The organism is Rhizobium acidisoli (assembly GCF_002531755.2).
In the GTDB taxonomy this organism is placed as follows: Bacteria; Pseudomonadota; Alphaproteobacteria; order Rhizobiales; family Rhizobiaceae; genus Rhizobium; species Rhizobium acidisoli.
In genome coordinates, this window is the sequence record NZ_CP034998.1 from 1,386,348 (window position 1) to 1,410,464 (window position 24,117).

Below are 24,117 nucleotides of genomic sequence, written 5' to 3' on the forward strand. Positions count from 1 at the left end.
CGATGAATATGCTTCCCCGCGCATGTCGCGGGGAAGCTTCAGGCTCCGCGACGATTATTGCCGAGCCGATCCTGCGGGAAGGGAGACAAGATACCATGAGCACAGTTGCGACCACCGATCCGGTTCTGACGCCGGCGCATTCGACGCCGATCTCGCTGCGCGGCCGGCTGCAGGATGCGCTGCCGAAGATCGTGCTGGCGCCGAGCTTCGTCATCACGCTGGTCTTCGTCTACGGCTTCATCGTCTGGACGGCCTATCTCTCCTTCACCAATTCCAAGACCTTTCCCTCTTATGCGCTGACTGGCGCACGCGCCTATCAGCGGCTGTGGCGCTGGACCTTCGAGAGCGATCCGCCGTCCTCCTGGTATACCTCGATCACCAACATGGCGATCTTCGGCTTCCTCTATGTCGGCATCTGCCTGGCGCTCGGTCTGTTCCTGGCGATCCTGCTCGACCAGAAGATCCGCGGCGAGGGGGTTTTGCGGCCGATCTTCCTCTATCCGATGGCGCTCTCCTTCATCGTCACCGGGGTTGCCTGGAAATGGTTCCTCGATCCCGGCCTCGGGCTGGAGCAGACGCTGCACCACTTCGGCTGGACGAGCTTCCACTTCGACTGGATCAAGAACAAGGACTTCGTCATCTACACCGTCGTCATCGCCGGTGTCTGGCAGGCGTCCGGCTTCGTCATGGCGATGTTCCTGGCCGGTCTTCGCGGCATCGACGGCGAGATCATGAAGGCGGCGCAGATCGACGGCGCTTCCCCCTTGCAGCTCTATCGCCGCATCGTCATTCCGCTGCTGCGGCCGATCTTCCTGTCGGCCTTCATCGTGCTCGCCCATATGGCGATCAAGTCCTACGACCTCGTGGTGGCGCTGACCTCGGGCGGGCCTGGCGGCTCGGCCTGGCTGCCGTCCAACTTCATGTATGAATACACCTTCAAGCGCAACGAGATGGCCGTCGGCTCGGCCAGCGCCATCATCATGCTGATGACCATCTCGGCGATCATCGTTCCCTATCTCTATTCCGAACTGAAGGAGAAGGCCCGATGAGCAGCGTCACCGCCTCGACCGTACCTTCGACCGCAGCGCTTTCGCAGAGCGGCGACAGCAGGAATAACAACACCCGCTGGATCGGCCGCCTGGTGATCTACGGGCTGCTGACGATCTTCGCCATCCTCTATCTGATGCCGCTCTTCGTCATGCTCGTAACCTCGTTCAAGACCATGGACGAGATCCAGGGCGGCAACATGCTGGCGCTGCCGCAGGCGCCGACCTTCGATCCCTGGATCAAGGCCTGGGGCGAGACCTGCGTCGGGCTGACCTGCGCCGGCATCAAGGGCTACTTCTGGAACTCGATCAAGATGGTGGTGCCGGCGGTGGCAATCTCCACCATCATGGGGGCGCTGAACGGCTATATCCTGACCAAATGGCGTTTCCCCGGCCATACGCTGGTGTTCGGGCTGATGCTGTTTGCCTGCTTCATCCCGTTCCAGTCGGTGCTGCTGCCGATGGCGACCATCCTCGGCTCGCTCGGCCGCTTCGGCGTCACCCTGCAAAACGCCACCGGCTGGAACTTCGGCTTCGGCAATTCGACCGTCAACCTGGTCTTCGTCCATGTCGTCTATGGCTTGGGCTTCACCACACTGTTCTTCCGCAATTTCTACGAGGCCTTTCCGACCGAGCTGGTGCGGGCCGCCCAGGTCGACGGCGCCAGCTTCTTCCAGATCTTCCGCCGCATCATGCTGCCGAACTCGCTGCCGATCATCGTCGTCACGGTGATCTACCAGTTCACCAATATCTGGAACGACTTCCTGTTTGCCTCGGCTTATGCCGGCACCGGCGACTCCATGCCGATGACGGTGGCGCTGAACAACGTCGTCAACACCTCGACGGGGGTGGTCGAATACAATGTCAACATGGCTGCGGCGATGATCGCGGCCGTTCCCACACTGATCGTCTATATCCTCGCCGGCCGCTACTTCGTGCGCGGTCTGATGGCGGGGGCAGTCAAAGGGTAAGTCATGGCCTTCCTCGAAATCTCCGGTCTCAGAAAGCGTTTCGGCGCCGTCGACATTCTCAAGGGGATCGACCTCGAACTCGAAAAGGGCGGCTTTCTGGTGCTGGTCGGCCCGTCCGGCTGCGGCAAGTCGACCCTGCTCAACACCATTGCCGGGCTGGAGACGATCACCTCCGGCGATATCCGGATCGACGGGCGCGCCATCAACGGCCTGCACCCGTCCAAGCGCGACATCGCCATGGTGTTCCAATCCTATGCGCTCTATCCGAACATGACGGTGGCGGGCAATATCGCCTTCGGCATGGAGATCCGCGGCGTGCCGAAGGAAGAGCGCGCCAAGGCGATCAAGCAGGTCTCCGACATGCTGCAGATCGGCCATCTGCTCGACCGCAAGCCGTCGCAATTGTCCGGCGGCCAGCGCCAGCGCGTCGCCATGGGCCGGGCCTTGGTGCGCAATCCGCAGGTCTTCCTGTTCGACGAACCTTTGTCCAATCTCGACGCCAAGCTGCGCGTCGACATGCGCACCGAGATCAAGCGGCTGCATCAGCGCATGGGCACCACCTTCGTCTATGTCACCCACGACCAGATCGAGGCGATGACGCTGGCGACCAAGATCGCCGTGCTCAAAGACGGCGTGCTGCAGCAGTTCGGCACGCCGGCCGAGATCTATAACAGCCCCGCCAATCTCTTCGTCGCCGACTTCATGGGATCGCCGGCGATGAACTTGCTCAACGCCACCGTCGAAAACGGTGCGGGCGGACTGCAGGTCGCGCTGGAGCGGCCGAATGGCGCCCCGCTCCGGCTGCCGGTCGTCGCAGGCAATCATGGCCTGTCCTCCTATGCCGGAAAACAAGTGATCTTCGGCATCCGCCCCGAGGCGCTGACCGACCCTGATGGTGCCGACCGCAAGGCGCGCTCGCTGACCGAGGACGATTGCCTGATCGAGGTCGTCGAACCGGCCGGCTCCGACACCTTCGCCGTCACCAAGCTCGGCGGCAAATCCGTCGTCGCCCGACTGCGTGCCGATGCCGGCATCGCCCCCGGACAAAACACACGCCTTGCCTTCAATCTCGACAAGGCCGTGTTCTTCGATCCTGAGAGCCAGGTGCGGATCGTGTGACGGCCAGGTGCTGATATGAAGAGTTCACCGGACATCGTCATCATCGGTTCAGGCGTCGGCGGCTCCACCGTCGCGGCCGGCCTGGCTGCATCAGGCGCGGAGATATTAATCCTCGAAGCCGGCGATCACATTGCCGATCTTCCCGTCAATCGTGACCAGGGAGCGATCTTCCAGCGGGGCCATTTCCGACCGAAGGAAACCTGGTACGAGGCGAACGGCAAGGGTTTCAATCCCGGCAACTATTACAATGTCGGCGGCAATTCGAAGTTCTACGGCGCCGTCCTGTCGCGCTACCGCAAAGAGGATTTCGGCGTCATCCAGCACCGGGAGGGCATGTCACCGGCCTGGCCCTTTCCCTATGAGGAGCTGGAGCCGTGGTACTCAAGGGCGGAGCGGATGTACCAGGTTCGCGGCAGCCTGGGCGACGATCCGACGGAACCGCACCACTCGGCTGGCTATGCGTATCCGCCGGTGCCTGACGAGGCGCCGATCGCCGACATCAGGGCCCGCCTCAAGCAGAAGGGTCTGCATCCCTTTTCCCTGCCGCTCGGCATGGATCTCGATGCCTGGCTCTCCAAGGCGCGGACTCCCTGGGACGCACATCCGAACGCACGGGACGGCAAGATGGATGCCGAGACCGCAGCCCTTGCAGTGGCGCTGGAGCACGAGAACGTCCGACTCGAAACCAATGCGCGCGTCACGCGGCTCGACACCGGGACGGGGAGCCGGATCGGCCGGGTCACCTATGTCAGGAACGGTGAGACGCTCACGGTTTCGCCTGAGATGGTCATCCTGTCTGCCGGCGCGGTTCAGTCGTCGGTGCTGTTGCTGCGCTCGAAGAACGACCGTTTCCCAAAGGGGCTGGCGAATTCCTCCGACCAGGTGGGCCGCAACTTCATGAACCACAATGCCTCCGCCGTCATCGGCGTCTCGCCGCGGTTTAAGAACAATGCCGTCTATCAGAAGACCTTTGCCTTCAACGACTTCTATCTCTCTGACGGGGAGGGTGGGCCGCCGCTCGGAAACGTGCAACTGCTGGGCCGCATCTCCGAAAAAGTTCTGAAGGGCTCTCTGCCGCAGGCGCCGGAATGGCTCCTGCGTTTCATCACCAACCATGCCATCGACTTCTATGCGATGAGCGAGGACGTTCCCAATCCGGAAAGCCGCGTCATCGTCGATGGAGATCGGATCATTCTCCAATGGCAGCGAACCAACTGGGACGCGCATCTCGCGCTTGTCGCCAGGCTGAAGGCGATTTTGAAGTCGATCGGGTTTCCGCTGGTGCTGTCGCGGCCCTTCGATAAGCGCACGCCCTCCCATCAGTGCGGAACGGTCCGCATCGGAAACGACCCTGCGACGGCACCGCTCGACCCATACTGCCGATCATACGATCACGAGAACCTCTTCGTCGTCGATGCCGGTTTCCTGCCGACCTCGGCCGCGGTCAATCCCGCGCTCACCGTTGCCAGCCAGGCGCTCAGAGTTGCCGACCACATCGCGTCGAAGGACTTGCAGGCAAAATCAGATCCATTGGCGCATGCCGGGCACAAATAGGACGGTAAAATGGGCTTCGATTATATCATCACAGGCGCCGGTCCCGCCGGCTGCGTTCTTGCAAGCCGGCTGAGCGAAGATCCCGATATCCGCGTCCTCCTGCTCGAAGCAGGCGGCGGCGACTGGAATCCTCTTTTTCACATGCCGGCGGGCTTCGCCAAGATGACCAAGGGCGTGGCCAGCTGGGGATGGCAAACCGTTCCCCAGAAGCACATGAAAGACCGGGTGCTTCGCTATACCCAGGCGAAGGTCATCGGCGGCGGCTCGTCGATCAACGCCCAGCTCTACACGCGTGGAAATGCGGCCGATTATGACCTCTGGGCCAGTGAAGACGGCTGCGAGGGCTGGGACTATCGCTCGATCCTGCCCTATTTCAAACGCGCCGAGGACAATCAGCGCTTCGCCGACGACTACCACGCCTATGGTGGCCCGCTGGGTGTCTCGATGCCGGCAGCACCCCTGCCGATCTGCGACGCCTATATCCGTGCAGGCCAGGAGCTCGGCATTCCCTATAATCACGATTTCAACGGCCGCCAGCAGGCGGGCGTTGGATTTTATCAGCTCACCCAGCGCGATCGCCGCCGGTCATCGGCTTCGCTGGCTTACCTCTCGCCGATCAAGGATCGGAAGAACCTGACGGTTAGGACGGGCGCCCGCGTCGCGCGGATCATCGTCGAGGGAACGCGAGCGACAGGCGTCGAGATCGCCACCGCGCGCGGCTCGGAAATCGTCCACGCCGAGCGCGAAGTGCTGATCTCGTCGGGCGCGATCGGATCGCCGAAGCTGCTTTTGCAGTCCGGCATAGGACCGGCCGATCACCTCAGGTCCGCGGGCGTCAAGGTGCTCCACGATCTGCCCGGCGTCGGCGGCAATCTGCAGGATCACCTTGACCTTTTCGTCATCGCCGAATGCACCGGTGATCACACCTATGACGGCGTTGCAAAGCTTCACCGCACACTCTGGGCCGGGGTTCAATATGTCCTGTTCCGCACCGGTCCTGTGGCGTCGTCGCTCTTCGAGACCGGCGGCTTCTGGTATGCCGATCCCGAGGCCCGGTCTCCCGATATCCAGTTTCACCTCGGCTTGGGGTCGGGCATCGAAGCCGGCGTCGAGCGGCTCAAAAATGCGGGCGTGACGCTGAATTCTGCCTATCTGCATCCGCGCTCCCGCGGGACGGTGCGTCTGTCATCCGCCGACCCGGCTGCCGCGCCCCTGATCGATCCGAACTACTGGTCCGATCCGCACGACAGGCAGATGTCGCTGGAGGGGCTGAAGATCGCCCGCGAGATTATGCAGCAGGCGGCGCTGAAGCCTTTTGTCATGGCCGAAAGGCTTCCCGGGCCGAAGGTCATGACCGACGAGCAGCTGTTCGACTATGGCTGCGCCAATGCAAAGACCGACCATCATCCCGTGGGCACCTGCAAGATGGGAACAGGACCCGACGCGGTCGTCGGGCTGGATCTCAAAGTCCACGGCCTCGAAGGCATCCGCGTCTGCGATTCTTCGGTCATGCCGCGCGTGCCGTCCTGCAACACCAACGCGCCGACGATCATGGTCGGCGAAAAGGGATCGGATCTTATCAGGGGCTTGCCTGCGCTGCCGTCGGCTATCTTCGCCTATGAACGCAACGATGTCAGGCCTCGGGCCCGCGCCGAAATCCGCTAGGGAGTAGTGAAATGTCTGAAGTGAGAGTTGCAGTGCTTGGCGCCTCGGGCTGGATGGGAAAGGTCCACACGATGGCCTATCAGACCTTTCCGCATTTCTTCGGCGTGTCGGACGGAACGGCGCGGATCGTGGCGCTGGTCGACGGCAATCCTGACGCTGCCGCGGATATAGCCAACAGGGCGCCGGGGGCCAGGATCTATCAGGATTGGAAGCTGGCGGTCGCCGATCCCGAGGTCGATCTGATCGATATCTGCCTGCCCGATCACCTGCATTATCCGGTGGCCAAGGCGGCTCTGCTGGCCGGCAAACATGTCTACTGCGAGAAGCCATTGGCCAACACCGCCGATGAGGCGCGGGAACTTGCCGACATCGCCAGAGAGAAGGGTGTGATCACCCGTGTCGGACACGCCTTTCCCCGCAATCCCGTCCATGACCTGGCGAAAGACATCATAGAATCCGGCGAAATCGGCGAGATCAAGCTGTTCCGCGGCTGCCAGCACGTCGACATGTATGGTGATCCCATGGCCCCCTTCATGTGGCGCGCCGATGGCAAGCTGGCGCCGACCGGAATCGTCGGCGATACCGGTTCGCATATCTTCAGCTTCATGGATTTCCTGGTTGGCCGCGTCAGTTCCCTGATCGCCGATAATCTCATCGTCACGCCGCGCCGGCCCGTCGTCGAGGGCCTTGATTATGGCGAGCAGGTGAAACTGACAGGCAGCGAATCCTGGGCCGATATCACCAACCCCGACGCCACGAACCTGCTCTGCCGGTTCGCCAACGGCGCCGGCGGGATCGTCGATTTCAGCCGTGTCGCGACCGGCCGCAAGTTCATGCAGACCTACGAGGTCTACGGAACCAAAGGCAGCATCGCCTATACCTATGACGAGATAAACCGGCTGCGCTTCTACTCCAACGACGACCGGACGGGGCGGCGCGGCTTCCGAGAGATCGATGTCGGCCCGGAAAATCCCACCTTCCGCGCTTTCCTTCCCCTGCCGAATTTCGGCATAGGCTACAATGAAAGTAAGATCATCGAGGTGGCCGAGGTGATCCGCTCGATCGTCGCAAACACACCGATGTGGCCGACCTTCGATACCGGCCATCACATCTGCCAGATCGTCGACGCATGCATGGAGTCTTCCCGCCAGAAGCGCTGGGTCGACATCCCGTTGGGCTGACGTCGATGAGCACCGCTGTTCCGCAGGAAATTCTCGACGCGCTGACCGATGTCGACATGCCCAAGCTCCCGCCGGAAGCTCGCCCCTCGGGCACGACCCGGCTCGCTGGCATCGAGGTGCCGGTCTATCGGGCCGGCTGCGTCGTCGTCGGATCGGGTGCCGCAGGTCTGCGTGCGGCCGTGGAAATGAAGCGGCGCAGCGACGACGTCGTCATCATGAGCCAAAGCGCATGGGGCGGAACCTCGGCTTGCTCGGGATCCGACAAGCAGACCCTGCACACGGCCAATACGGCCGACCAGGGTGACAATTACCGGGCGATGGCCCGCGCCATCCGCAGCGGTGGGGCAATGGACGAGGACACGGCCTATGCCGAAGCCGTCGGCTCGTCGCGGATGATGGCGTCGCTGCAGTTCCTAGGCCTGCCGCTGCCGCAAGATCCGCTCGGGGGCACGCTGAGATATCAGACCGACCACGACGAGGTCGGTCGCGCCACCAGTTGCGGCCCGCGCACCTCGCGCCTGATGGTCAAGGTGCTGGCCGAGGAGGCGATCCGGCTTGCTGTGCCCTTCTACAACCAGACGACCGCGGTCAAAATCCTCACGGAAGGTGAGGGAGCGGGCTGCCGTGTCGTCGGCATCCTCGCCATGCGCGCCGGCGACCGCAGTGAAGAGAATCCGCTGGGCATTGCCTTGTTCGTCAGTGACGTGATCGTGCTCGCAGCCGGCGGGCCGGGCGAGCTTTACCGCGACAGCGTCTATCCCAACGGCTGCTTCGGCTCGCTCGGGCTGGCGCTCGAGGCCGGCGTCGAGCTCGTCAATCTGACCGAAAGCCAGTTCGGCATCGGAACGCGCAGGGAAGGCTTCCCGTGGAATCTGTCGGGCACTTACGTCCAGGCAATCCCGCACATCTACTCGGTCGATGCCGAAGGCATCGAACATCACTTCCTGGCGCAATATTACCGCAGCACGCAGGAATTGGCGTCGAACGTCTTCCGCAAGGGCTATCAATGGCCGTTTCATGCGACCCGCATGCTCGATTTCGGATCGAGCCTAGTGGATCTCGCTATCTCTCGCGAAACCGTCGCGGGGCGGCGCGTCTTCATGGACTTCAATCGCAATCCGCTGCCGGTGCCGGGTGACCAGCCGTTCAGTTTGGAAAGGCTGGACGAAGACGTCCGCCTCTATCTCGGCAAGGCCGGCGCCGGCCAGGACATGCCGATCGATCGGTTGAAGCACATGAACCCGCTCGCGATCGAACTTTACCGCCGTTACAAGATCGACATTGCCGCCGAGCCGCTGGAATTCGCCGTCAATAACCAGCACATGAACGGCGGCGTGATGGTCGACACATGGGGTCGCAGCAATCTTGCCGGCTGCTACGCGGTCGGCGAAGCGGCGGGCACACATGGCGTGACGCGGCCCGGTGGCGCGGCGCTTAATGCCGGGCAAGTCTTCGGCACCCGGGCGGCCGAGCATATCAGCGCCAGCGGAAGAGCGAAGCGGGCCGCCGCGGGCGAGATCTCAGCGATCGCAGAAGCAGGCATCACAAAACTGCTGGCCGTCCTTCGCGCCGAAAGCCCGCTCACCGTCAAGTCGATCCGCTCCGAGGTGCAGGCGCGGATGAGCGAGAAGGCCGGCATCATCTGCGATCAGGAAAGCGTCGGCCAAGCCTTGATGGAAGCGCGCAAGCTGAATGCCGACATTCGCGCGGAGGGTATCGCCTACGGCCGCGCCGCCGAGGCGGTCCGGGGCGTGCAGTGGCGGCATATGGCGCTCGCCTCGGAAGCGGTGCTCACTGCGCTCGACTTCTTCATCCGCAATGGCGGCGGCAGCCGCGGAGCGCGGGCGATATGTGATGCCGAGGGCGAATCCCTTCCGCATGCGAACGCAGGCCCGTTGGAGGAATATCGCTTCCGCAGGGAAAGCGAGGCGCATAGGCGCGAGCAGATCGTCGTTCGGCTTAAGGGCGATGAGATCAGGCTTTCCACGCGGGCGAACCGCACTTTGGATGAAGATGCCAAATCCTTCTTCGAGCGAGACTGGCCGGCCTGGCTGACAGGCCGCATCTATGATCTCGGCGCGGATGAATGAGCGCCATCTCGGCTCAAACGGCTGCAGTGCTGGGAACGTCGAGTTCGATCATGACGGGCGCATGATCGCTGGTATGTTCCCAGCCTCGCGGCTTTCTCCGGACGGTCGCCGATCGAAGCCATGGCGCGACGGCCGGGCTGAGCAGGAAGTGGTCGATCCGTAGCCCCGCGTCGCGTTCGAAGCTGTTGCGCCAGTATTTCCAGAAGGTGTAGATGCGCTCGTCCGGATGCAGATGCCTGACGGCGTCGGTCCAGCCCTGGCCGACGAGATGGGCATAGGCCTTGCGAACTTCCGGCCTGAAAAGCGCGTCGTCGAGCCAACGTTCGGGCTTGTAGACGTCGATCTCCGTCGGCATGACGTTGAAGTCGCCGGCCAGGATCGACGGCACTTCGAGTTCCAGCAGTTCGGCGGCGTAGTCGTACAGGCGACGGAACCAGCGGAGCTTGTAATCGAACTTGGCGCCTGGGAAGGGATTGCCGTTCGGCAGATAGAGGCATCCGATCACGATGCCGTCGATAACGGCTTCGATATAGCGGCTGTGGCTGTCATCGGGATCGCCGGGAAGACCCCGCCGAGTCAGGATCGGTGTCTTGCCCTTCGCCAATATGGCGACCCCGTTCCAGGATCTCTGCCCGTGCCAGACGGCGCCGTAGCCGGATCGTTCGATTTCTTCTAGCGGAAACCCGGCGTCGTCTGTCTTCAGTTCCTGGAGGCAGACCACATCAGGGGCATCCTCCTTGAGCCAGCGCAACAGGATGGCCAGCCGTCCATTGATCCCGTTGACGTTATAGGTTGCGATTTTCACGCTGATCGCTCAACGCGTCGCTCCGAAGACGAAGGCAATGCCGGCGACGATTGCGACCGCCGTCAACGGCTGCTGGCGTATCCGGTCTTCGACGTCCTGGACAAAGCTTCGCGCTTCCGCCTTCGCCAGGCGGGTCGTCCCCGAAGCCACCTCCGAAGCGGTTTCCGCCACGCCGCCGGCTTCTCTCTGAAGCGCGCGCCTTTCGCGATCGAAATCGGAGCCTTCGGAGAAGCCGCCGGTTTCGCCGGTGGATCGCAGCGCTTGGTCGACGAGCGGATAGGCCTCGTCGAGCCTGGTGGGATCGGGCTCCCGCTTCACCCGCTCGGCCGCCTCGATATCGCTGCGGCCGGCAGGGATCGAGGTATGGGTGGCCGACACTGGGTCGGAGGTCGGGAAGGTGCCCTCGATGCCTCTGTCGAGCTCACCCTTTCGAGCCCTTCTTTGCTGCTCTGCCTGCTCTTTTCGCAGGGACTGGACCGCGGGGGATTCGTTCGGGTTTGCCATCACTATTTCCTCTGTTGCTCTTCGACAATCAAATCGGTGACGAGGAAAGAAGTTCCAGAAAAATGCATTCGCCTGATGCGGCCATGTATTGACGAGGAGGCAAATATCGCCGATGGCGCGCTGCGCAATCCAGCGCCCGGGATAATCGTTCGGACTTTTCCTCGCTGATGGCCTTGGCAATCCGGCGGCCGGGACCAAAGTCCGGCCCGATCTAGTACCTAGGTCCGGTTGCATTTATCCGCCGGAACGGCGAAAATTGGCGCGCGTCTATATTGCGTAAGACGGCGAAGAGCGGACGAGGCTATGGCATGACATTCTCGAAACGTGATTTTCTGAGATTGGGCGGCAGCGCGGCCATTGCTATCGTCGCAGCCGCATCGCCGGCCACATTCAACCTCGACGGCTTCCTTCCTGATCTTAAGGTAGAAAGCGCCCAGGCAAAGGACGGCAATAACGGGAATGGCAATGGAAACGGCAACGGCGGAGGAAATGGCAACGGCGGCGGCAACGGCAACGGCGGCGGCAACGGCAACGGCGGCGGCAACGGCAACGGCGGAGGCAATGGTAACGGCAATAGTGGCAGCAACGGCAACAGCGGTTCGGGCAATAGTGCCGGATCCTCTGCCTCTTCCTCCGCGAGCGCCTCGCAGGAATCGGGGGCAACAGCGACCGAAGCGTCCGATGGCTCGATCGACGTCCGCCATGCGAACGGCATTACCGAAACCCTGCGGCGTGGCCGCTACGTGATGAAGGACGGAAAGGGCAGGACGATCATAAGCCGGCAAGCGACGGCAAACGATGCCCGCCGGCTAGGCCGCTACCTCCGCTAAAAAGCCTAAGGCGGGGATGTGGTCAACTGATCTAGTGTTGGCGCCATTGCAGAGCCGCTTCAGTCCTGTTCGAGACGCCGAGCTTGCTCAAAATCTGCGTCATATGATGCTTCACCGTCTTTTCCTGCAGGCTGAGACGCAAGCCGATATGCTTGTTTGACAAGCCTTGAGCGACGAGATCCATCACCTCGCGTTCCCGTGGCGTCAGACCGTTCTTCTCGGTGGCGCCGCCATTCAGCGAATTCTCCATGACCTTTGTCGACATTGTCGGGGAGATATAGCGTGATCCGCTCAGCACAGTCTGGATGGCTTCGGCGAGACCGCGCGAGCCGACACCTTTGAGAACATAGCCCATTGCGCCCCGTTGCAGGGCTGCCATCAGCGTGTCCACCTCCTCGGATACCGTCAACATCAGCACTTTCGTTGCCGGGCTCCGCGTCAGCACGTCGCTGATCGCCGACAGCCCGCCACCGGGCATCGAGACATCGAGGAGCATGATGTCGGGATGGTTGTTCGCAGCGATCATCGCAGCGTCATCGCTGCTGGCGCCTTCCCCAACGACGGCAAAGTCGCTGATCTCGGAGAGGCTCCGGGTTACGCCCTCGCGAAAAAGCGGATGGTCGTCCACGACGCCGATCGTGATGGATGTCATGTCTAATCTCCCACTTCCATAGGCTCGAAGGTCATGGTCACCGTCGTCCCTCCTTCGCCCGTCTTTACGTCGAAGGATCCTCCCAGACTGTCGATCCGTTCGCGCAGCCCGACCAGGCCGAGGCTTGTCGGCCTCACCTCCATCGGGTCGAAGCCATCGCCGCGGTCGCTGACCTCGACATGAACATGACCGTTGTGCGAGACGGCGCTTACGGTCTGCTGAATACCGCCGCCATGGCGATAGGCATTGTTCAAGGCTTCCTGAACGAAGCGATAGATACAGATCTTTACGGCAGGCGCGGGTTCGGGTCCATCGTCGTCGATAATTGTTTCGACACGGGTTTCGGTCTTGTGCTGATGCGCTTCGACCACACGGGCGACGATCTCGGTGATCGAGGACTTCTCGATCTGCGGGAGCACCAGCCCGCTGCAGATACTGCGGATCTCGGTCATCGCCTCGGCAAGGCTCGAACGTATCCACGCGAGCTCCTTTTCGCGCGCTTCGGGCGGGGTCGACGCATTGATCAACATATCGCTGTCCAGCCGCAGTGAGGCATAGGCAATGTGCTGGGCCGGACCGTCGTGCAGATCGGCGCCGATGCTCCGCAGATATGTTTCGTTCAGCGCCGCCACGCGCTGGGAGGCGCGCTGCAGCCGCCGCTGCAGCCCGCGGTTTTCCGCCAGCAGCGCAGACAGGTCGTTGACCCGTTCCTTGAGATCTTTCCGTTGCGCTTCGATCGTGCGGCTGACCCGAAACACCAGGACGGCGAGAATAAGGAAAAAGATTGCTGTCAGAGCGGCGACGGCGGCCCAGCTCCGGAGCCTGGCATTGGTCAGACTGTCGCCTAGTCCTTGCGCGGTCTCGTAGAATTCAATGACGGCGACGGCCTGTCCGGACCATGGCTGGAGCACAGGGTTGTAGATTTCCATCAGCGGCTTGCCGAGCGCACGCTCCTTTTCGCTTTCCGGATCGTCGGCGATTTCGTAGCGCGCAACGAGAGAGCCTGCGAAGGCTTTTCGAAGCTTGTCGTTGACCGCAAACGTCTTTCCCACAAGTTCTTTTTCGTTCGAGTAGAGAATGGTGCCGTCGCTTCGCCACAGCTTGAACGAAACAAGCCGCCTGCCGAGCGCGCCCTGACCAAGCGTTTCGTCCAGAGCCTGGGCGCTGCCTTCGTCCAGGAATGATGCCGTTTGCATGTCGGGAAGCAGCGGCGCGACAACGCTGTCGACATAGAGTGCCGTCGCAGCACCGGAATTGTAGATGACTGCCTCCTCGATGAGATGGGTGACGAGAAGGCCCACCAGGAACATGGCGGCAATCGAGATCAAACCACCCGCGATGAAGAACTGCGAGGCGAGTGAGCGGGCATTCCAGCGGCGAAGCCAATTCATTGTGATACCGGTAAGAGACTTGCCGACTAACCTATCGCTTCCTCGAAATTTTTCCAGACGGCGTCAGGGGACATCCCTGGTATCGAAGATTTCGGCGCCTCTTATACTTTTCGTCAATTGGAGCGTATCGCCGGACATGGCTGCACCGAAAACGTAGAGAAGAGCCGCCAGGACGACGACAAGGGCGACGACGCACACGTTGCAGGCGTCATTGACACGGGATCTGTTAGTCTGAGCCATATCGGGATCTCCTTCACCCCTTCCAAACGACGCGGTCCTGTCCGCGTTCCACCCCCGGGACTTCGGTCTGACAGGCCTCGGACCTAGGTCCGGGCCCCGTAGACGTCACCAGATTCAGTCATATTTCAGCACTGACTGGTTCGGGGTTCTGGAGATTTGCGAGTGACAATTTCTGCTGACATCGAAAACGGCGCTCCCGCCACCTCTGCCCCACCATTCGATGAAGGTATGGCCGAGCTTTACCAGACCCTCCTGGTGCCGATCCTCTTCGCGCCTTATGCGACCGAGATGGCGATCGCCGCCGACCAGTCGAAACCTGGAAGCGTTCTCGAACTCGCTGCGGGGACGGGCGCCTTGACGCGCGCCCTGCGCGCGACGCTTGATCCGCCAACGGAAATTGTTGCCACCGACCTCAGCCAGGCGATGATCGACATCGGCGCGCCGACGGTGACGATGTCGCGGACCCACTGGATGCACGCCGATGCGCAAAATCTTCCCTTCGCGCCGGAGATGTTCGATCTGGTCATCTGCCAGTTCGGCGCAATGTTCTTTCCCGACAAGGTGAAGGCCTATAGCGAGGCAGAAAGAGTGTTGCGCAGCAAAGGCCGGTTTCTGTTTTCGACGTGGGATTCACTCTCGGTCAACGACTTCGCGAGCTGTGTCGACGAATGCCTGGCAGGTCTCTTCCCATCCGACCCTCCGGATTTTCTCCGGCGCTTGCCATACTCCTACTTCGACCCCGGCGCCATCAAGGCGCAGATGTCGTCGGCTGGATTTAAGGCAGTGACCTGCGACCGGCTCGAATTGACCTCCGTGGCGGCCAGCGCCCAGGACGTCGCAGCCGCATTCTGCCAGGGCACGCTTCTGCGGGGCGAGATCGAATGGCGGGCGCCGGAACGCATGTCCGAAATCGTCGATGAGGTGGCCGAGTGCGTGGAAGCGCGGCACGGAACTCGTCCTAGCGGCGGCATGAGCGCCTTGGTCGTCGCCGGTCGTGTCTCGTAGTTCCTCGGCCGAGTGCCGGCGCATTAATCATACAATTCCTACAATCATCCTCCCATTTTATAATCATTCTTAATTGGAACATGCTTCACTCGTCCGAAGGCCGAGGGAATAGCATTCATGTCGACAATTTTTCGAATTCTGATCGCAGCATTGATCTTGCTGCCGACAGCCGTCTTTGCTGATGCCGACGACTGGCGGGTGGTCAAGGCGACAGATCAGGTGAAGTATACCGTCGACAGGACGAACTGGCAGGACCTGCGCGCCGGCGAGGTGGTTCCCAACCGGGCATGGGTCTCCACAGGTCCGCGGGGGCGGGTTCAGCTTGCCAGGGGTGTCGAGAGCATCACGTTTCAGCCAAACACGCTTGCCGCCATCTGCACCAACGAATCCGCTGCGATGAAGACGCAGATCTACCAGCAGGTCGGTTCGCTGGACCTTGAAATCGAGAAGCGGCGCCAGCCGCATACGAGCGTACAGACGCCCTACCTCGCGGCAGTTGTGAAAGGAACGATCTTTCATGTGACGACCGATAGGACGAAGGCGTCCGTCGCCGTGGATCGCGGCCTGGTCCAGGTCACCTCGTTTGCCAGCGGCCAGCGGTCGAATGTGGCGCCGGGTCAGAGCGCGACTGTCGACAAGAAAGCCGGCATGACAGTGGCGGGCCGGTTATCCAAGCCCGAGATCACCTCGGTTGCGCCGTCGGTCGCCCAGATTCCGGCCGTCGGCACCACGAGCCTCGCCGGCGCCACCGCCGAGGCCAAGAGCAGCTCTTCGGCAACGAGCAAGACCACCAACGCGAACGACGATGACAGCAGCAGCAACGGCAAAAGCAACGGAAATTCCAGCAGCAACGGCAACAGCGGAAACGGCAATAGCGGCGGCCGTGGCAATTCCGGCGGAAACGGCAACAACGGCAATGGCAACGGTCATTCCGATGACAGCGGTAACAGTGGGAATGGCAACGGCAATTCCGGCAATGGCAACGGCAACAGCGGCAAGGGCGATAATAACGGCGGTGGCAAAGGTAACGGCGGCGGAAACGGCAAAGGCAAGGACAAGTGAGAGATAGAGCCAAGGCGGCTGGGGATCACCTCTCCAACGGCATCAGCACGATCACGGTTCGGCTTTTGCTGATCGCCGTCATGCTGGCGCTGCCCATGGCCGGATCCAGTCTCGGCCTCCTGCAGGGGATCAACAACAGTCTTTTCGCCAAGCGCTTCGAATGGGCGCCTCGCACCGCCACCGGCAACATCGTCTTCGTTGCAATCGACAAGCACTCCCTCGACGCCGTCGGCACATGGCCCTGGCCGCGGCACATTTACGCGACGCTGCTCGATAAGCTGGTCGCCTCTGGCGCCAAGGACGTCTTCCTCGACGTTGATTTCAGCGCCTTCTCCGGCACCGAGGAGGACGAGCGTCTGGCGGCGGCGCTCGCGAGATCCGGAGGAGGGGTCCTTCTGCCGGTGTTCCGGCAGCAGGAGATGGCGTCATCGTCTGAAACCGCGGTGACAAGGCCGATCCCGCAGCTCCTGCAGAATGCCTGGCCTGCATTCGCCAATGTCGCGATGGATGCAGACGGGATCGTCCGCCGTTTCGATCTGGGAAGCCAGCTCGATGGAAACCCCACCCAATCCGCCGCAGCAGCCCTTGGCACGATAGACGGCAGTGCCGGTTCCCGGCTGATCGACTACTCGATAAGGCCCGACACCGTCCCGACATTCTCCTTGTCCGACGTGCTGAACGGGAGCGTGCCGGCAGAGGCAATCAGAGACCGCTCGGTAGTGGTCGGGGCATCGGCAGCCGAGCTGAAAGACATTTTCGCCGTTCCCGTCTACGGCGCCATCGCCGGCCCGCTTATTCACGTGCTCGCGGCCGAGACGCTGCTCCAGAACCGTTTCCTCAGGATGGTCGATGAGGTTCCGCTGGAACTCTTGTTTGCGGCCCTGCTGATCGTCGGCGTCATCCGCAGCCGTTCAACCGGCCTTGTCACGATGATGGCGGTCGCACTGACCATCGTTGCCGTCGGCGAGATCGGCGCATTCCTGCTACAGTGGCGGTACGCGATCCTTGTCGGAACGGCGGTGCCGTGGTTGACGCTGCTGCTTGCGTGGATGCTCGCCCTGAACGAGCGTGTCGACCTCGGCCGAATGCTTGTCGCCATCGCCAATACCGAGGCTCGAAACACCCGACGCCTGATGAGAAGGATCATCGCCGACAGTTCGGACGGTGTCGTCGCATTCGACAGCGATCTGAGGATCGTCGAGGCGAGCGAATCCGCAAAGGCGGTGCTGCGAGCCGAGATCGGCGCCTCCCTTCTCGCCAGCACCGACGCCGCCATCATCGACCTCGTGCGCAGGCTGGTTTCAGAGCGCGACGCCGAACCGGGTAGGGTGCACACGGCCCTTGTCGACTTCGCAGGCAAAAGGGGTTCGCAGGCGACGCATTACGAGGCATCAGTCACGATTTCGCCCATTGAACAGCCGAATGCGCATCCGGCCGCGGCGCGGTCGCGATTTGCCGGTTGCCTCATCATCCGGGACATCACCGCGCGATACGACTATGAAGAACGGTTGAAGACTCTGTCCGAGCTGGACGAACTCACCGGACTGCTCAATCGCCGGGAATTTGCATATCGGCTGGCAACCCTCGAGGGCGATATCCTCGTCTCCGTGCTGGATATCGAACGTTTCTCCTCGCTTTGCGCCACGCTTGGGCGCGACGTCGGCGACGAACTCCTGAAAGCCGTCGCGTCAAGACTCGGTGATGCATTCGCCGGGCATTTGCTGGCAAGACTGGACCGTGACCATTTTGGCATCGCCACTTCGATGACGGACGCACGTCCGATTGAGGATTTTGCCAATGGTCTTTTGGCGCTGTTCGAGGAGCCTCTGCAGCTCCGCGGTTCGGCCGTGCCGATCTCGGTCCACGTCGGAATAGCCAGCTCGGAAGATGCCGCCCCCGGCGCGCTCCTGAACGCCGCCGAATCCGCGCTTGATGCTGCCAAGGCCCTGGCCGGCCGGCGATGGTCTTCTTTCGATCCTTCCGCTGCCGTTCGCCAGGCCCGGTCACGCCGGCTGGAACGGGACATGCGCGATGCTTTCCGGGACCGGCAGTTCTTCCTGCTGTTCCAGCCGCAGATCGAATTTGCGAGTGGGCGCCTTTTAGGTGCCGAAGCCCTGATCCGATGGAACCATCCCGAGTTCGGTTTGATATCGCCGGCCGAATTCATCCCGATTGCCGAATCCTCCGGCTTGATCTGCGAGATCGGCCGCTGGACGCTGTTCGAGGCCTGCACCGAAGCGGCCGCCTGGCCCGGTGAACTCGGCGTCGCCGTCAACGTCTCGGCACTTCAGTTCGAGCAGTCCGACATCGAGGCCGATGTGAGGGAGGCCTTGTCAAACAGCGGGCTTCCTCCTTCCCGCCTGTGCCTCGAGCTGACGGAGTCGGCTTTCCTCGGCCAAGGCGGAGCCGTGATCGCAAAGATGCGCGCGCTTCGCGAAGCAGGGGTCGTCATTGCCTTGGACGACTTCGGCACCGGCTATTCCTCGATGAGCTACCTTGCCGATCTTCCACTCGACAAGCTTAAGATCGACCAGTCCTTCGTCCGGCGAATGAACGGAAGTCCGACTGTATTGGAGATCGTCCGCGCCATCATTTCGTTGGCGCACGGCTTGAACCTGCAGGTCGTCGGCGAAGGTGTTGAAACCGAGCTGGAGGCCGAAGCGTTGCAACGGCTCGGATGCGAGACGGGGCAGGGCTATCTCTTCGGGAGGCCGGACGAGGCTCTACGCATGCTTTCCAAATGGAATGTCCAGACACGTCTATCGGCCTGACGGCTCGCCGGGTTTGCGCTGTGGGGTCGTAAGTCCGAGGGAAGGTTCGTGGATCGCCCGGATGACATGTTTTTCGATCTCGAAACAGGTCTCGTCATATTCTTGCACCAGCTTCGGATCGAACCGTCGTTTGCGAACGGAATCGCGCGCTTCGATTGCCATCTGGTAGGCCTCGAAGAGCTGGAGCTGCCAAGGATCGCGCGCTTCCATGATCAGCTTCCGCATCTCCGGCAGACGCATCGCCAAGCGCCTGCGGCCCGCCTCCCTGCGGTTGGATCGTGCCATCTCCTTCAGTCTCCTGCCTATGCCGCGTACGACCGGTTCCTTTCCATCCGAAAATAGCGCCGGCAACGGACATTGAAATGCGCTTAGGACCAAAGGCCGGGATCGATCGGACTGAGGTCCGGGGCGTGGAACGACCACGCCGCTAACTGGTTGGTTTGGCAGCGGTCACCAAGGCCGCTTCAAAACAGAAGGAGGAAAATATGCTCTCCAAGCTTATCGTTTGTGCGGCAACTGCCGCGACCCTCATGTCGGGCGTCGCATTCGCCCAGTCCTCGACCGTCAATGGTGCGGCCGGCGGCGCGGTTACCGGAGCGATCGTCGGTGGCCCCGTCGGCGCTGCTGTCGGCGGTGTTGCCGGCGCCATCGTCGGCACCGCGATCGATCCGCCGCCGCAGAAGGTCGTCACCTATGTCCGCGAGGCTCCGGCCCCATCGGCGCGCGTGGTCGTCAAGGAGAAGGTTGTCGTCGGACAGCCGCTGCCGGAGACGGTCGTCGTGACGCCTATTCCGGATGATCCGACATATGCCTATGCGGTGGTCAACGATGAACGTGTCATCGTCGAACCGTCTTCTCGCAAGGTTATCCAGGTCATCAAGTGACTTGACCTCTCCGCGGCCCCTCTGCCGCGGCTTACTCCGGAAATCATCGTTTAGAACAGCCGCACGGCGCGCAGCAGCGACGTCGTGCGGCCAAAATCAGTGAGTTTGTTATGAAGACCAAGATACTCGCCGTCCTGATGACGGCACTTTCGATCGGCGTCTCGCCAATCGGCATCTCAGCCTCGGCGCAGGATGCACCGATCCTTCCCAAGAAGGGTGCGGCTCAGAACGACCAGTCCAGCGGCGGTGCCGCGCAGCAGCCGGAAGCGGGCGGCGCGGGCGCATCGACAGGTCAGGGCACGCAGCAGCCTTCAGGCTCTGACGGAAGCTCGTCGGGCGCATCCTCTGGGACCGCCACCGATGGATCCTCGGGTCAGACGGCAACCGAGCCGGGCGCGAAGACGCAGTCCGGAAGCTCTGACAGCTCGAAGACGCCCAAGTCGAAACAGTCCTCGACGGAAAGCCAGAAGCCTGCCGCCAGCCAGGACTCCCAGACATCCACCGGCACCTCGACCGGTGGCGAAACCCAAAAATCCGGCGATGCCGCGAAGTCTTCCGGCGGTTCGACCGAGACCCAGTCCAACAGCAAGACGAACGTCGAGAACAACAACACGTCGGTCGACAGCAACACCAAGAACACCACCAAGACCGAGACCAACAATACGACCAACGTCAACATCTCGGTCGAGCAGCAGACGGAAATCCGGACTGTCGTGAAGGACGTTCATGTCGAGCCGGTTCGTGAGACGAATTTCACGGTCTCGGTCGGCACGGCCATCCCGAAGAAGATCAGGCTCGAGCCGCTGCCGCCGCGGATCGTGGAAATCGTTCCGCAGTACAAGGCCTATCGTTTCTTCATCCTCGCCGACGGTCGGATCGTTATCGTCGATCCCTCTGCGTTGACGATCGTCTACATCATTTCGGCCTAGCAGCCGGCGCCCGGCGGCTTAGCGCCGCCGGGATGAGGAGAGGAAAATGATTTATTCCGAAGAGAAATCCACTGGTCTGGCTCTGCCGCTGGTCGTCATCCTGCTGGCGATCGCCGGTATCCTCGCCGTGCTTGTCGTCACCGGCAGCCGACAGGGCAGCACGGTCAGCCGCGTCTGGGTTCCACAGGTGCAGCAGCAGGGAGCGGGACAATGAATGGCCTCGCATCTGTCGCCTTCGGCATCGTCAGCTCGGTCGGGGCCTGCATAGCCGTCGCATCCGTTGCCTCCCACGTCGCGGCGGATTCCGAGCCGCATGCCTTACAGAACCTCGCCGAGCCCGATCTTTGGACGACAGGGCCGGTCAAAGTCGAGCCTCATCAGCAGGGCTATGAACGGATTGCGCCCGTCTATTCCAGCTATGTCACCGAGGCGCCGGCCGTCATGACGGCAAGGGCGAAGCCGGATCCCATCGGCTCGTCAACCGAACCCTTGGTGCCGCAACCAAAGTTTTCGGCCGAACACCTTGCCTGGTGCGCGCAACGTTACCGCTCCTTCGATCCTGCGACCAACAGCTATCGATCCTACAGTGGCGAAATCCGCGCCTGCTCTTCGCCGCACCAGCCTGATGTCGCCGCGGCCGATGAAGGCGCGGGCACGACAGTCAATGCACAGGCGGCGGCCTGGTGCGCCGCTCGCTACAGGTCGTATCGGCCTGAAGACAATACATATCAGCCGTGGGACGGCCCGCGGCGCAATTGCGACGCATCTGTGCTCGTGGCGACGAGCAATTGAGCGTGGCCGCGCCGCGCGATGTTGGACCAAAGTCCGTGTTGCAAACGCTACGGTTGTGATATCGGTTGCGTTGAGGGTCGGAGATCAGGGGATGGCGACGACGCTGGTAACGGAAATCCAGAGGGCGCAGGCAAGGCTCCGGTTCCTGAGCAGGGCGGACCGGGGCGCCCTTATCGTCCGCATTCTGCGCGAGCTGCAGACCCATCGGCATGAGGTTCTCGGCCATGTGCCGGCCGACCGCTGTGTCTGGATCGACAGGCTCATCGCCTCCGTTTCCTCGACGATAGCGGAGATCACCGGCATGCCGGACGCCGAATTCAATCGTGTCCTGAACGAGTTTGAAAAGCTCATGGCGACACTGCAGGATGTTTCACATGCGGAAACGCAATTGAAGACAATTCATTGAAGAGGAATTGCCCGCGGTCTTATCGCGGTCTCGTTTTTCCGAGTGAAAATTTAGTCGCTTCCGGCTGTCCCCCGGAAACAGATCCCGTCGTGCAAGCGTTCTCAGTCCATGACCGAAACGAAATCCCCGGCAGATCGTGACGAGGCGCCAGCGGGCGATGACGACCCCAAGCCCGGCGCCGAGGTATCCTTCCCCTATGACAGGATGACTGTCGAGCAGTTCCGAAAGCGTTTCCCGCGTGCCCGCTGGAGCGATGCCCGCAAGGCCTGGTTCGTTCCCGGCCGGACGGCGCCCCGCCGCATCGGGCGATGGCTTGCCGAGCTGGAGGCCGAAGCCGACGCCCATGCGGATGCGAAGGGGCGCGACGCCTTTGCCTTCGATCCGATCGACAGCCCATATCTTCAACTCGGCAAGGCAGGTTTTCGAATCCGCACGCCATACTCGAAAACTGTCGTCGACGAACTGCGCGAGGTGCCATTGTCCCGGTGGGACGGCGATCTCAGAATATGGCACGTTCCCTTCCGATCCTATGAGGACCTCAGGCGCAGATGGCCCGATATCGAAGCGGCGGCTCGCAGAAACGAGCCGGAAGAGAGACGGCGCCGGGCCGAGGAGAGGAAAGGGACGGAACAGGAGATGCGCAGCAAACTGCGCTCTGCGGAACGAAAGCGTCATCGCTACCCGCTTCCCGGTGACGATCTGCCGCCGCTGGGAAGACCGGTCGCCATCTCCTACGGCATCGTCATCTTTACTTATATCACCGGCGAACTGGCCGACCCGGATATCGTCGCGGACGTCTATCCCGGTGTGACCGAGGATCACGTCTGGGGATATTGGCGGGCGCCCACGCTCGAAGAACTCGTCCGCACCTGGCCTGCGAAAACGCCTCCCGTTCAAGGTGCCGAGTGGTGGCTGCCGACGATCGAGGAACTAAGGCCGGCGCGCCGCGCGGCAAGATCGCGCGAAGCCAGGAGGCGTGGGAAGACGCCCGTGATTTGAAGAAGGACATAAGCGACCAATGCATGTCGCCCGGAAGTGTGCAGCGGTTCCGGGATAACGACATGCATCAAAACAAAGAGCTAAAGCGCGTCACATGAATCAAGTTTGATGCGACGCGCTTTAGGCCTAAAGTCCGAGGATCCTTGCTCGATGGAACAAGTTTCGGCGACGGCCATTTGTCGTCTATGAAAACAGCCCTGCCGATGTCGCTGCTCGCTTTGATCATCTCCGTTGGCGATGGTGTCGCGGCAGAACTCAAACCCGATGCAATCAACGCCGCTTCGATTGCATCAATCAAAACAGAAAAGCGCTCGTCCGACGATCCGGACCCGGCAATCGTCCGCCTCCAGGTCCTCCTCGATCGGGCAGGCGCATCTCCTGGTGTCATCGACGGGCTCACCGGCGAGAACGTCAACAAGGCGGTGGCCGGTTTCGAGGCGATGAACAAGCTTCCCATCGATGGAAGGGCGGACCCGGACGTCGTTTCCCGCTTGGAAGAAGGTGCCTCGATACCGATCGTCGAGAGCTATGTCGTCTCGGCGGACGACGCCAAGGGCCTCGTCGATCGGATACCCGAGGATTATGGCGAGAAGGCCAAGATGCAGAGCTTGGGATATACCAGCGTTGCGGAAAAGCTATCCGAGCGGTTCCACATGGGTATCGATCTCGTCAATGCGCTCAACCCGGCTTCGCAGTTTGCGCCTGGCGATACGGTGTGGGTGGTGAACCCCGGTCCCCCGAGGAAAGGCAAGGTCAAGAGGATCGAGGCCGACAGGAAGACGGGCCAGGTGCTCGCCTATGCCGAGGACGGAGCGCTGCTTGCAGTCTATCCCGCGACGATCGGCAGCGAAGACAACCCGGCGCCGTCGGGCAAACACAAGGTCAAGGGCGTCGCGAGAATGCCGGTCTACCGCTATGACCCGAAGCGCAACTTCAAGCAGGGAAAGAACGACAAGGTCCTGACCATTCCGAAAGGGCCGAACGGTCCGGTCGGTACCGTCTGGATCGATCTGACAGAGCCTACCTATGGCATACACGGGACACCTGAGCCAAAGCTGATCGACAAGGTCGGCTCGCATGGTTGCGTGCGGCTGACGAACTGGGACGTTGAAGAACTGGCCGGCATGGTCAAGCCGGGCGTCCTGGTCGATTTCGTCAATCGAAGTTCAGTCGCTCCGAAGTGAGCGAGGAGAGATCGTCAATCCCCACCCTCGTTTCACC

General features: G+C 61.9%; 24 protein-coding genes. 18 read left to right on the top strand and 6 right to left on the bottom strand.

Features of this window, described 5'->3' with window-relative positions:
• The first annotated feature begins 95 nt into the window (after positions 1 to 95).
• From CO657_RS06960 to CO657_RS06990, 7 genes are read left to right on the top strand one after another with little or no spacing between them, the layout of a single operon-like run.
• Complete coding sequence (locus tag CO657_RS06960) at positions 96 to 1,049, top strand: carbohydrate ABC transporter permease (RefSeq protein WP_128715524.1); 954 nt, start codon at positions 96 to 98, stop codon at positions 1,047 to 1,049.
• Positions 1,046 to 2,017, top strand: a complete 972-nt coding sequence (locus CO657_RS06965; RefSeq protein ID WP_054185885.1) for a carbohydrate ABC transporter permease — start codon at positions 1,046 to 1,048, stop codon at positions 2,015 to 2,017. Before CO657_RS06960 ends, CO657_RS06965 begins: the two co-directional genes overlap by 4 nt.
• Before the next feature lie 3 nt (positions 2,018 to 2,020).
• The gene (locus CO657_RS06970) at positions 2,021 to 3,136 is read left to right on the top strand and encodes an ABC transporter ATP-binding protein (RefSeq protein WP_128715525.1); all 1,116 of its coding nucleotides are present in this window, start codon (positions 2,021 to 2,023) and stop codon (positions 3,134 to 3,136) included.
• A gap of 15 nt (positions 3,137 to 3,151) precedes the next feature.
• Positions 3,152 to 4,690 (top strand): FAD-dependent oxidoreductase, encoded by a 1,539-nt coding sequence (locus tag CO657_RS06975; protein ID WP_054185729.1) that lies wholly within the window; start codon positions 3,152 to 3,154, stop codon positions 4,688 to 4,690.
• A 9-nt stretch (positions 4,691 to 4,699) separates the two neighbouring features.
• Positions 4,700 to 6,355, top strand: coding sequence for a GMC family oxidoreductase (locus CO657_RS06980; RefSeq protein WP_054185730.1), 1,656 nt, complete (start codon positions 4,700 to 4,702; stop codon positions 6,353 to 6,355).
• 11 nt (positions 6,356 to 6,366) lie between these two features.
• Positions 6,367 to 7,536 (top strand): Gfo/Idh/MocA family protein, encoded by a 1,170-nt coding sequence (locus tag CO657_RS06985; protein WP_054185731.1) that lies wholly within the window; start codon positions 6,367 to 6,369, stop codon positions 7,534 to 7,536.
• A gap of 5 nt (positions 7,537 to 7,541) precedes the next feature.
• Positions 7,542 to 9,626 carry an FAD-dependent oxidoreductase gene (locus CO657_RS06990; protein WP_054185732.1) on the top strand — a complete coding sequence of 695 codons (2,085 nt, stop codon included), beginning with the start codon at positions 7,542 to 7,544 and terminating at the stop codon, positions 9,624 to 9,626.
• Between the two features lie 13 nt (positions 9,627 to 9,639).
• Here the strand turns inward: CO657_RS06990 and xth are convergent, their stop codons facing one another.
• Positions 9,640 to 10,431: an exodeoxyribonuclease III gene (gene xth, locus CO657_RS06995; protein WP_054185733.1), complete on the bottom strand. Its 792-nt coding sequence runs from the start codon at positions 10,429 to 10,431 to the stop codon at positions 9,640 to 9,642.
• A gap of 9 nt (positions 10,432 to 10,440) precedes the next feature.
• A complete protein-coding gene (locus tag CO657_RS07000) occupies positions 10,441 to 10,935 on the bottom strand; it encodes a hypothetical protein (protein ID WP_054185734.1) in 495 nt (164 codons plus the stop codon).
• Positions 10,936 to 11,243: 308 nt separating this feature from the next.
• On the opposite strand from CO657_RS07000, the gene CO657_RS07005 reads away from it, so the two are divergent.
• Positions 11,244 to 11,765: a hypothetical protein gene (locus CO657_RS07005; protein WP_054185735.1), complete on the top strand. Its 522-nt coding sequence runs from the start codon at positions 11,244 to 11,246 to the stop codon at positions 11,763 to 11,765.
• Between the two features lie 31 nt (positions 11,766 to 11,796).
• Here the strand turns inward: CO657_RS07005 and CO657_RS07010 are convergent, their stop codons facing one another.
• The 3 genes from CO657_RS07010 to CO657_RS36650 form a co-directional block, all read right to left on the bottom strand.
• Positions 11,797 to 12,417, bottom strand: a complete 621-nt coding sequence (locus CO657_RS07010; protein WP_003587137.1) for a response regulator — start codon at positions 12,415 to 12,417, stop codon at positions 11,797 to 11,799.
• A gap of 2 nt (positions 12,418 to 12,419) precedes the next feature.
• On the bottom strand, positions 12,420 to 13,808 hold the full coding sequence (locus CO657_RS07015; protein WP_003587135.1) for a sensor histidine kinase: 1,389 nt from the start codon (positions 13,806 to 13,808) through the stop codon (positions 12,420 to 12,422).
• A gap of 63 nt (positions 13,809 to 13,871) precedes the next feature.
• Complete coding sequence (locus tag CO657_RS36650; RefSeq protein ID WP_003587132.1) at positions 13,872 to 14,048, bottom strand: hypothetical protein; 177 nt, start codon at positions 14,046 to 14,048, stop codon at positions 13,872 to 13,874.
• Between the two features lie 162 nt (positions 14,049 to 14,210).
• On the opposite strand from CO657_RS36650, the gene CO657_RS07020 reads away from it, so the two are divergent.
• The 3 genes from CO657_RS07020 to CO657_RS07030 all read left to right on the top strand — a co-directional run bounded on the left by CO657_RS07020 (position 14,211) and on the right by CO657_RS07030 (position 18,886).
• Positions 14,211 to 15,053, top strand: a complete 843-nt coding sequence (locus tag CO657_RS07020; RefSeq protein WP_054185736.1) for a class I SAM-dependent methyltransferase — start codon at positions 14,211 to 14,213, stop codon at positions 15,051 to 15,053.
• A gap of 117 nt (positions 15,054 to 15,170) precedes the next feature.
• The gene (locus tag CO657_RS07025) at positions 15,171 to 16,115 is read left to right on the top strand and encodes a FecR domain-containing protein (RefSeq protein WP_054185737.1); all 945 of its coding nucleotides are present in this window, start codon (positions 15,171 to 15,173) and stop codon (positions 16,113 to 16,115) included.
• Positions 16,112 to 18,886, top strand: a complete 2,775-nt coding sequence (locus CO657_RS07030) for an EAL domain-containing protein (RefSeq protein ID WP_054185738.1) — start codon at positions 16,112 to 16,114, stop codon at positions 18,884 to 18,886. Before CO657_RS07025 ends, CO657_RS07030 begins: the two co-directional genes overlap by 4 nt.
• On the opposite strand, the gene CO657_RS07035 is transcribed toward CO657_RS07030, so the two are convergent.
• Complete coding sequence (locus CO657_RS07035; protein WP_054185739.1) at positions 18,875 to 19,171, bottom strand: hypothetical protein; 297 nt, start codon at positions 19,169 to 19,171, stop codon at positions 18,875 to 18,877. The genes CO657_RS07030 and CO657_RS07035 overlap by 12 nt on opposite strands.
• Before the next feature lie 200 nt (positions 19,172 to 19,371).
• Between CO657_RS07035 and CO657_RS07040 the strand changes: the two genes are divergently transcribed.
• The 7 genes from CO657_RS07040 (at position 19,372) to CO657_RS07065 (ending at position 24,080) form a co-directional block, all read left to right on the top strand.
• Positions 19,372 to 19,770: a DUF1236 domain-containing protein gene (locus CO657_RS07040; protein WP_003587123.1), complete on the top strand. Its 399-nt coding sequence runs from the start codon at positions 19,372 to 19,374 to the stop codon at positions 19,768 to 19,770.
• 110 nt (positions 19,771 to 19,880) lie between these two features.
• Positions 19,881 to 20,699, top strand: a complete 819-nt coding sequence (locus CO657_RS07045) for a DUF1236 domain-containing protein (RefSeq protein WP_054185740.1) — start codon at positions 19,881 to 19,883, stop codon at positions 20,697 to 20,699.
• A gap of 46 nt (positions 20,700 to 20,745) precedes the next feature.
• Positions 20,746 to 20,913, top strand: a complete 168-nt coding sequence (locus CO657_RS36655; protein ID WP_164918667.1) for a hypothetical protein — start codon at positions 20,746 to 20,748, stop codon at positions 20,911 to 20,913.
• Positions 20,910 to 21,491, top strand: coding sequence for a BA14K family protein (locus tag CO657_RS07050; RefSeq protein WP_054185741.1), 582 nt, complete (start codon positions 20,910 to 20,912; stop codon positions 21,489 to 21,491). Before CO657_RS36655 ends, CO657_RS07050 begins: the two co-directional genes overlap by 4 nt.
• Before the next feature lie 91 nt (positions 21,492 to 21,582).
• Positions 21,583 to 21,897, top strand: coding sequence for a hypothetical protein (locus CO657_RS07055; protein ID WP_003587119.1), 315 nt, complete (start codon positions 21,583 to 21,585; stop codon positions 21,895 to 21,897).
• A 108-nt stretch (positions 21,898 to 22,005) separates the two neighbouring features.
• The gene (locus tag CO657_RS07060) at positions 22,006 to 22,896 is read left to right on the top strand and encodes a hypothetical protein (RefSeq protein WP_054185742.1); all 891 of its coding nucleotides are present in this window, start codon (positions 22,006 to 22,008) and stop codon (positions 22,894 to 22,896) included.
• 176 nt (positions 22,897 to 23,072) lie between these two features.
• Positions 23,073 to 24,080: a L,D-transpeptidase family protein gene (locus CO657_RS07065; RefSeq protein ID WP_054185765.1), complete on the top strand. Its 1,008-nt coding sequence runs from the start codon at positions 23,073 to 23,075 to the stop codon at positions 24,078 to 24,080.
• Positions 24,081 to 24,117 lie beyond the last annotated feature (37 nt).

What these genes read in the sequence shown, in the direction of transcription:
- CO657_RS36650 (WP_003587132.1), bottom strand. Translation starts at nt 14,048, where the DNA reads ATGGCTCAGACTAACAGATCCCGTGTCAATGACGCCTGCAACGTGTGC.
- CO657_RS06980 (WP_054185730.1), top strand. Translation starts at nt 4,700, where the DNA reads ATGGGCTTCGATTATATCATCACAGGCGCCGGTCCCGCCGGCTGCGTT.
- CO657_RS07005 (WP_054185735.1), top strand. Translation starts at nt 11,244, where the DNA reads ATGACATTCTCGAAACGTGATTTTCTGAGATTGGGCGGCAGCGCGGCC.
- CO657_RS36655 (WP_164918667.1), top strand. Translation starts at nt 20,746, where the DNA reads ATGATTTATTCCGAAGAGAAATCCACTGGTCTGGCTCTGCCGCTGGTC.
- CO657_RS07015 (WP_003587135.1), bottom strand. Translation starts at nt 13,808, where the DNA reads ATGAATTGGCTTCGCCGCTGGAATGCCCGCTCACTCGCCTCGCAGTTC.
- CO657_RS06985 (WP_054185731.1), top strand. Translation starts at nt 6,367, where the DNA reads ATGTCTGAAGTGAGAGTTGCAGTGCTTGGCGCCTCGGGCTGGATGGGA.
- CO657_RS06970 (WP_128715525.1), top strand. Translation starts at nt 2,021, where the DNA reads ATGGCCTTCCTCGAAATCTCCGGTCTCAGAAAGCGTTTCGGCGCCGTC.
- CO657_RS06965 (WP_054185885.1), top strand. Translation starts at nt 1,046, where the DNA reads ATGAGCAGCGTCACCGCCTCGACCGTACCTTCGACCGCAGCGCTTTCG.
- CO657_RS07040 (WP_003587123.1), top strand. Translation starts at nt 19,372, where the DNA reads ATGCTCTCCAAGCTTATCGTTTGTGCGGCAACTGCCGCGACCCTCATG.
- CO657_RS07060 (WP_054185742.1), top strand. Translation starts at nt 22,006, where the DNA reads ATGACCGAAACGAAATCCCCGGCAGATCGTGACGAGGCGCCAGCGGGC.
- CO657_RS07050 (WP_054185741.1), top strand. Translation starts at nt 20,910, where the DNA reads ATGAATGGCCTCGCATCTGTCGCCTTCGGCATCGTCAGCTCGGTCGGG.
- CO657_RS07055 (WP_003587119.1), top strand. Translation starts at nt 21,583, where the DNA reads ATGGCGACGACGCTGGTAACGGAAATCCAGAGGGCGCAGGCAAGGCTC.
- CO657_RS06990 (WP_054185732.1), top strand. Translation starts at nt 7,542, where the DNA reads ATGAGCACCGCTGTTCCGCAGGAAATTCTCGACGCGCTGACCGATGTC.
- CO657_RS06975 (WP_054185729.1), top strand. Translation starts at nt 3,152, where the DNA reads ATGAAGAGTTCACCGGACATCGTCATCATCGGTTCAGGCGTCGGCGGC.
- CO657_RS07000 (WP_054185734.1), bottom strand. Translation starts at nt 10,935, where the DNA reads ATGGCAAACCCGAACGAATCCCCCGCGGTCCAGTCCCTGCGAAAAGAG.
- CO657_RS06960 (WP_128715524.1), top strand. Translation starts at nt 96, where the DNA reads ATGAGCACAGTTGCGACCACCGATCCGGTTCTGACGCCGGCGCATTCG.
- CO657_RS07045 (WP_054185740.1), top strand. Translation starts at nt 19,881, where the DNA reads ATGAAGACCAAGATACTCGCCGTCCTGATGACGGCACTTTCGATCGGC.
- CO657_RS07035 (WP_054185739.1), bottom strand. Translation starts at nt 19,171, where the DNA reads ATGGCACGATCCAACCGCAGGGAGGCGGGCCGCAGGCGCTTGGCGATG.
- CO657_RS07025 (WP_054185737.1), top strand. Translation starts at nt 15,171, where the DNA reads ATGTCGACAATTTTTCGAATTCTGATCGCAGCATTGATCTTGCTGCCG.
- CO657_RS07010 (WP_003587137.1), bottom strand. Translation starts at nt 12,417, where the DNA reads ATGACATCCATCACGATCGGCGTCGTGGACGACCATCCGCTTTTTCGC.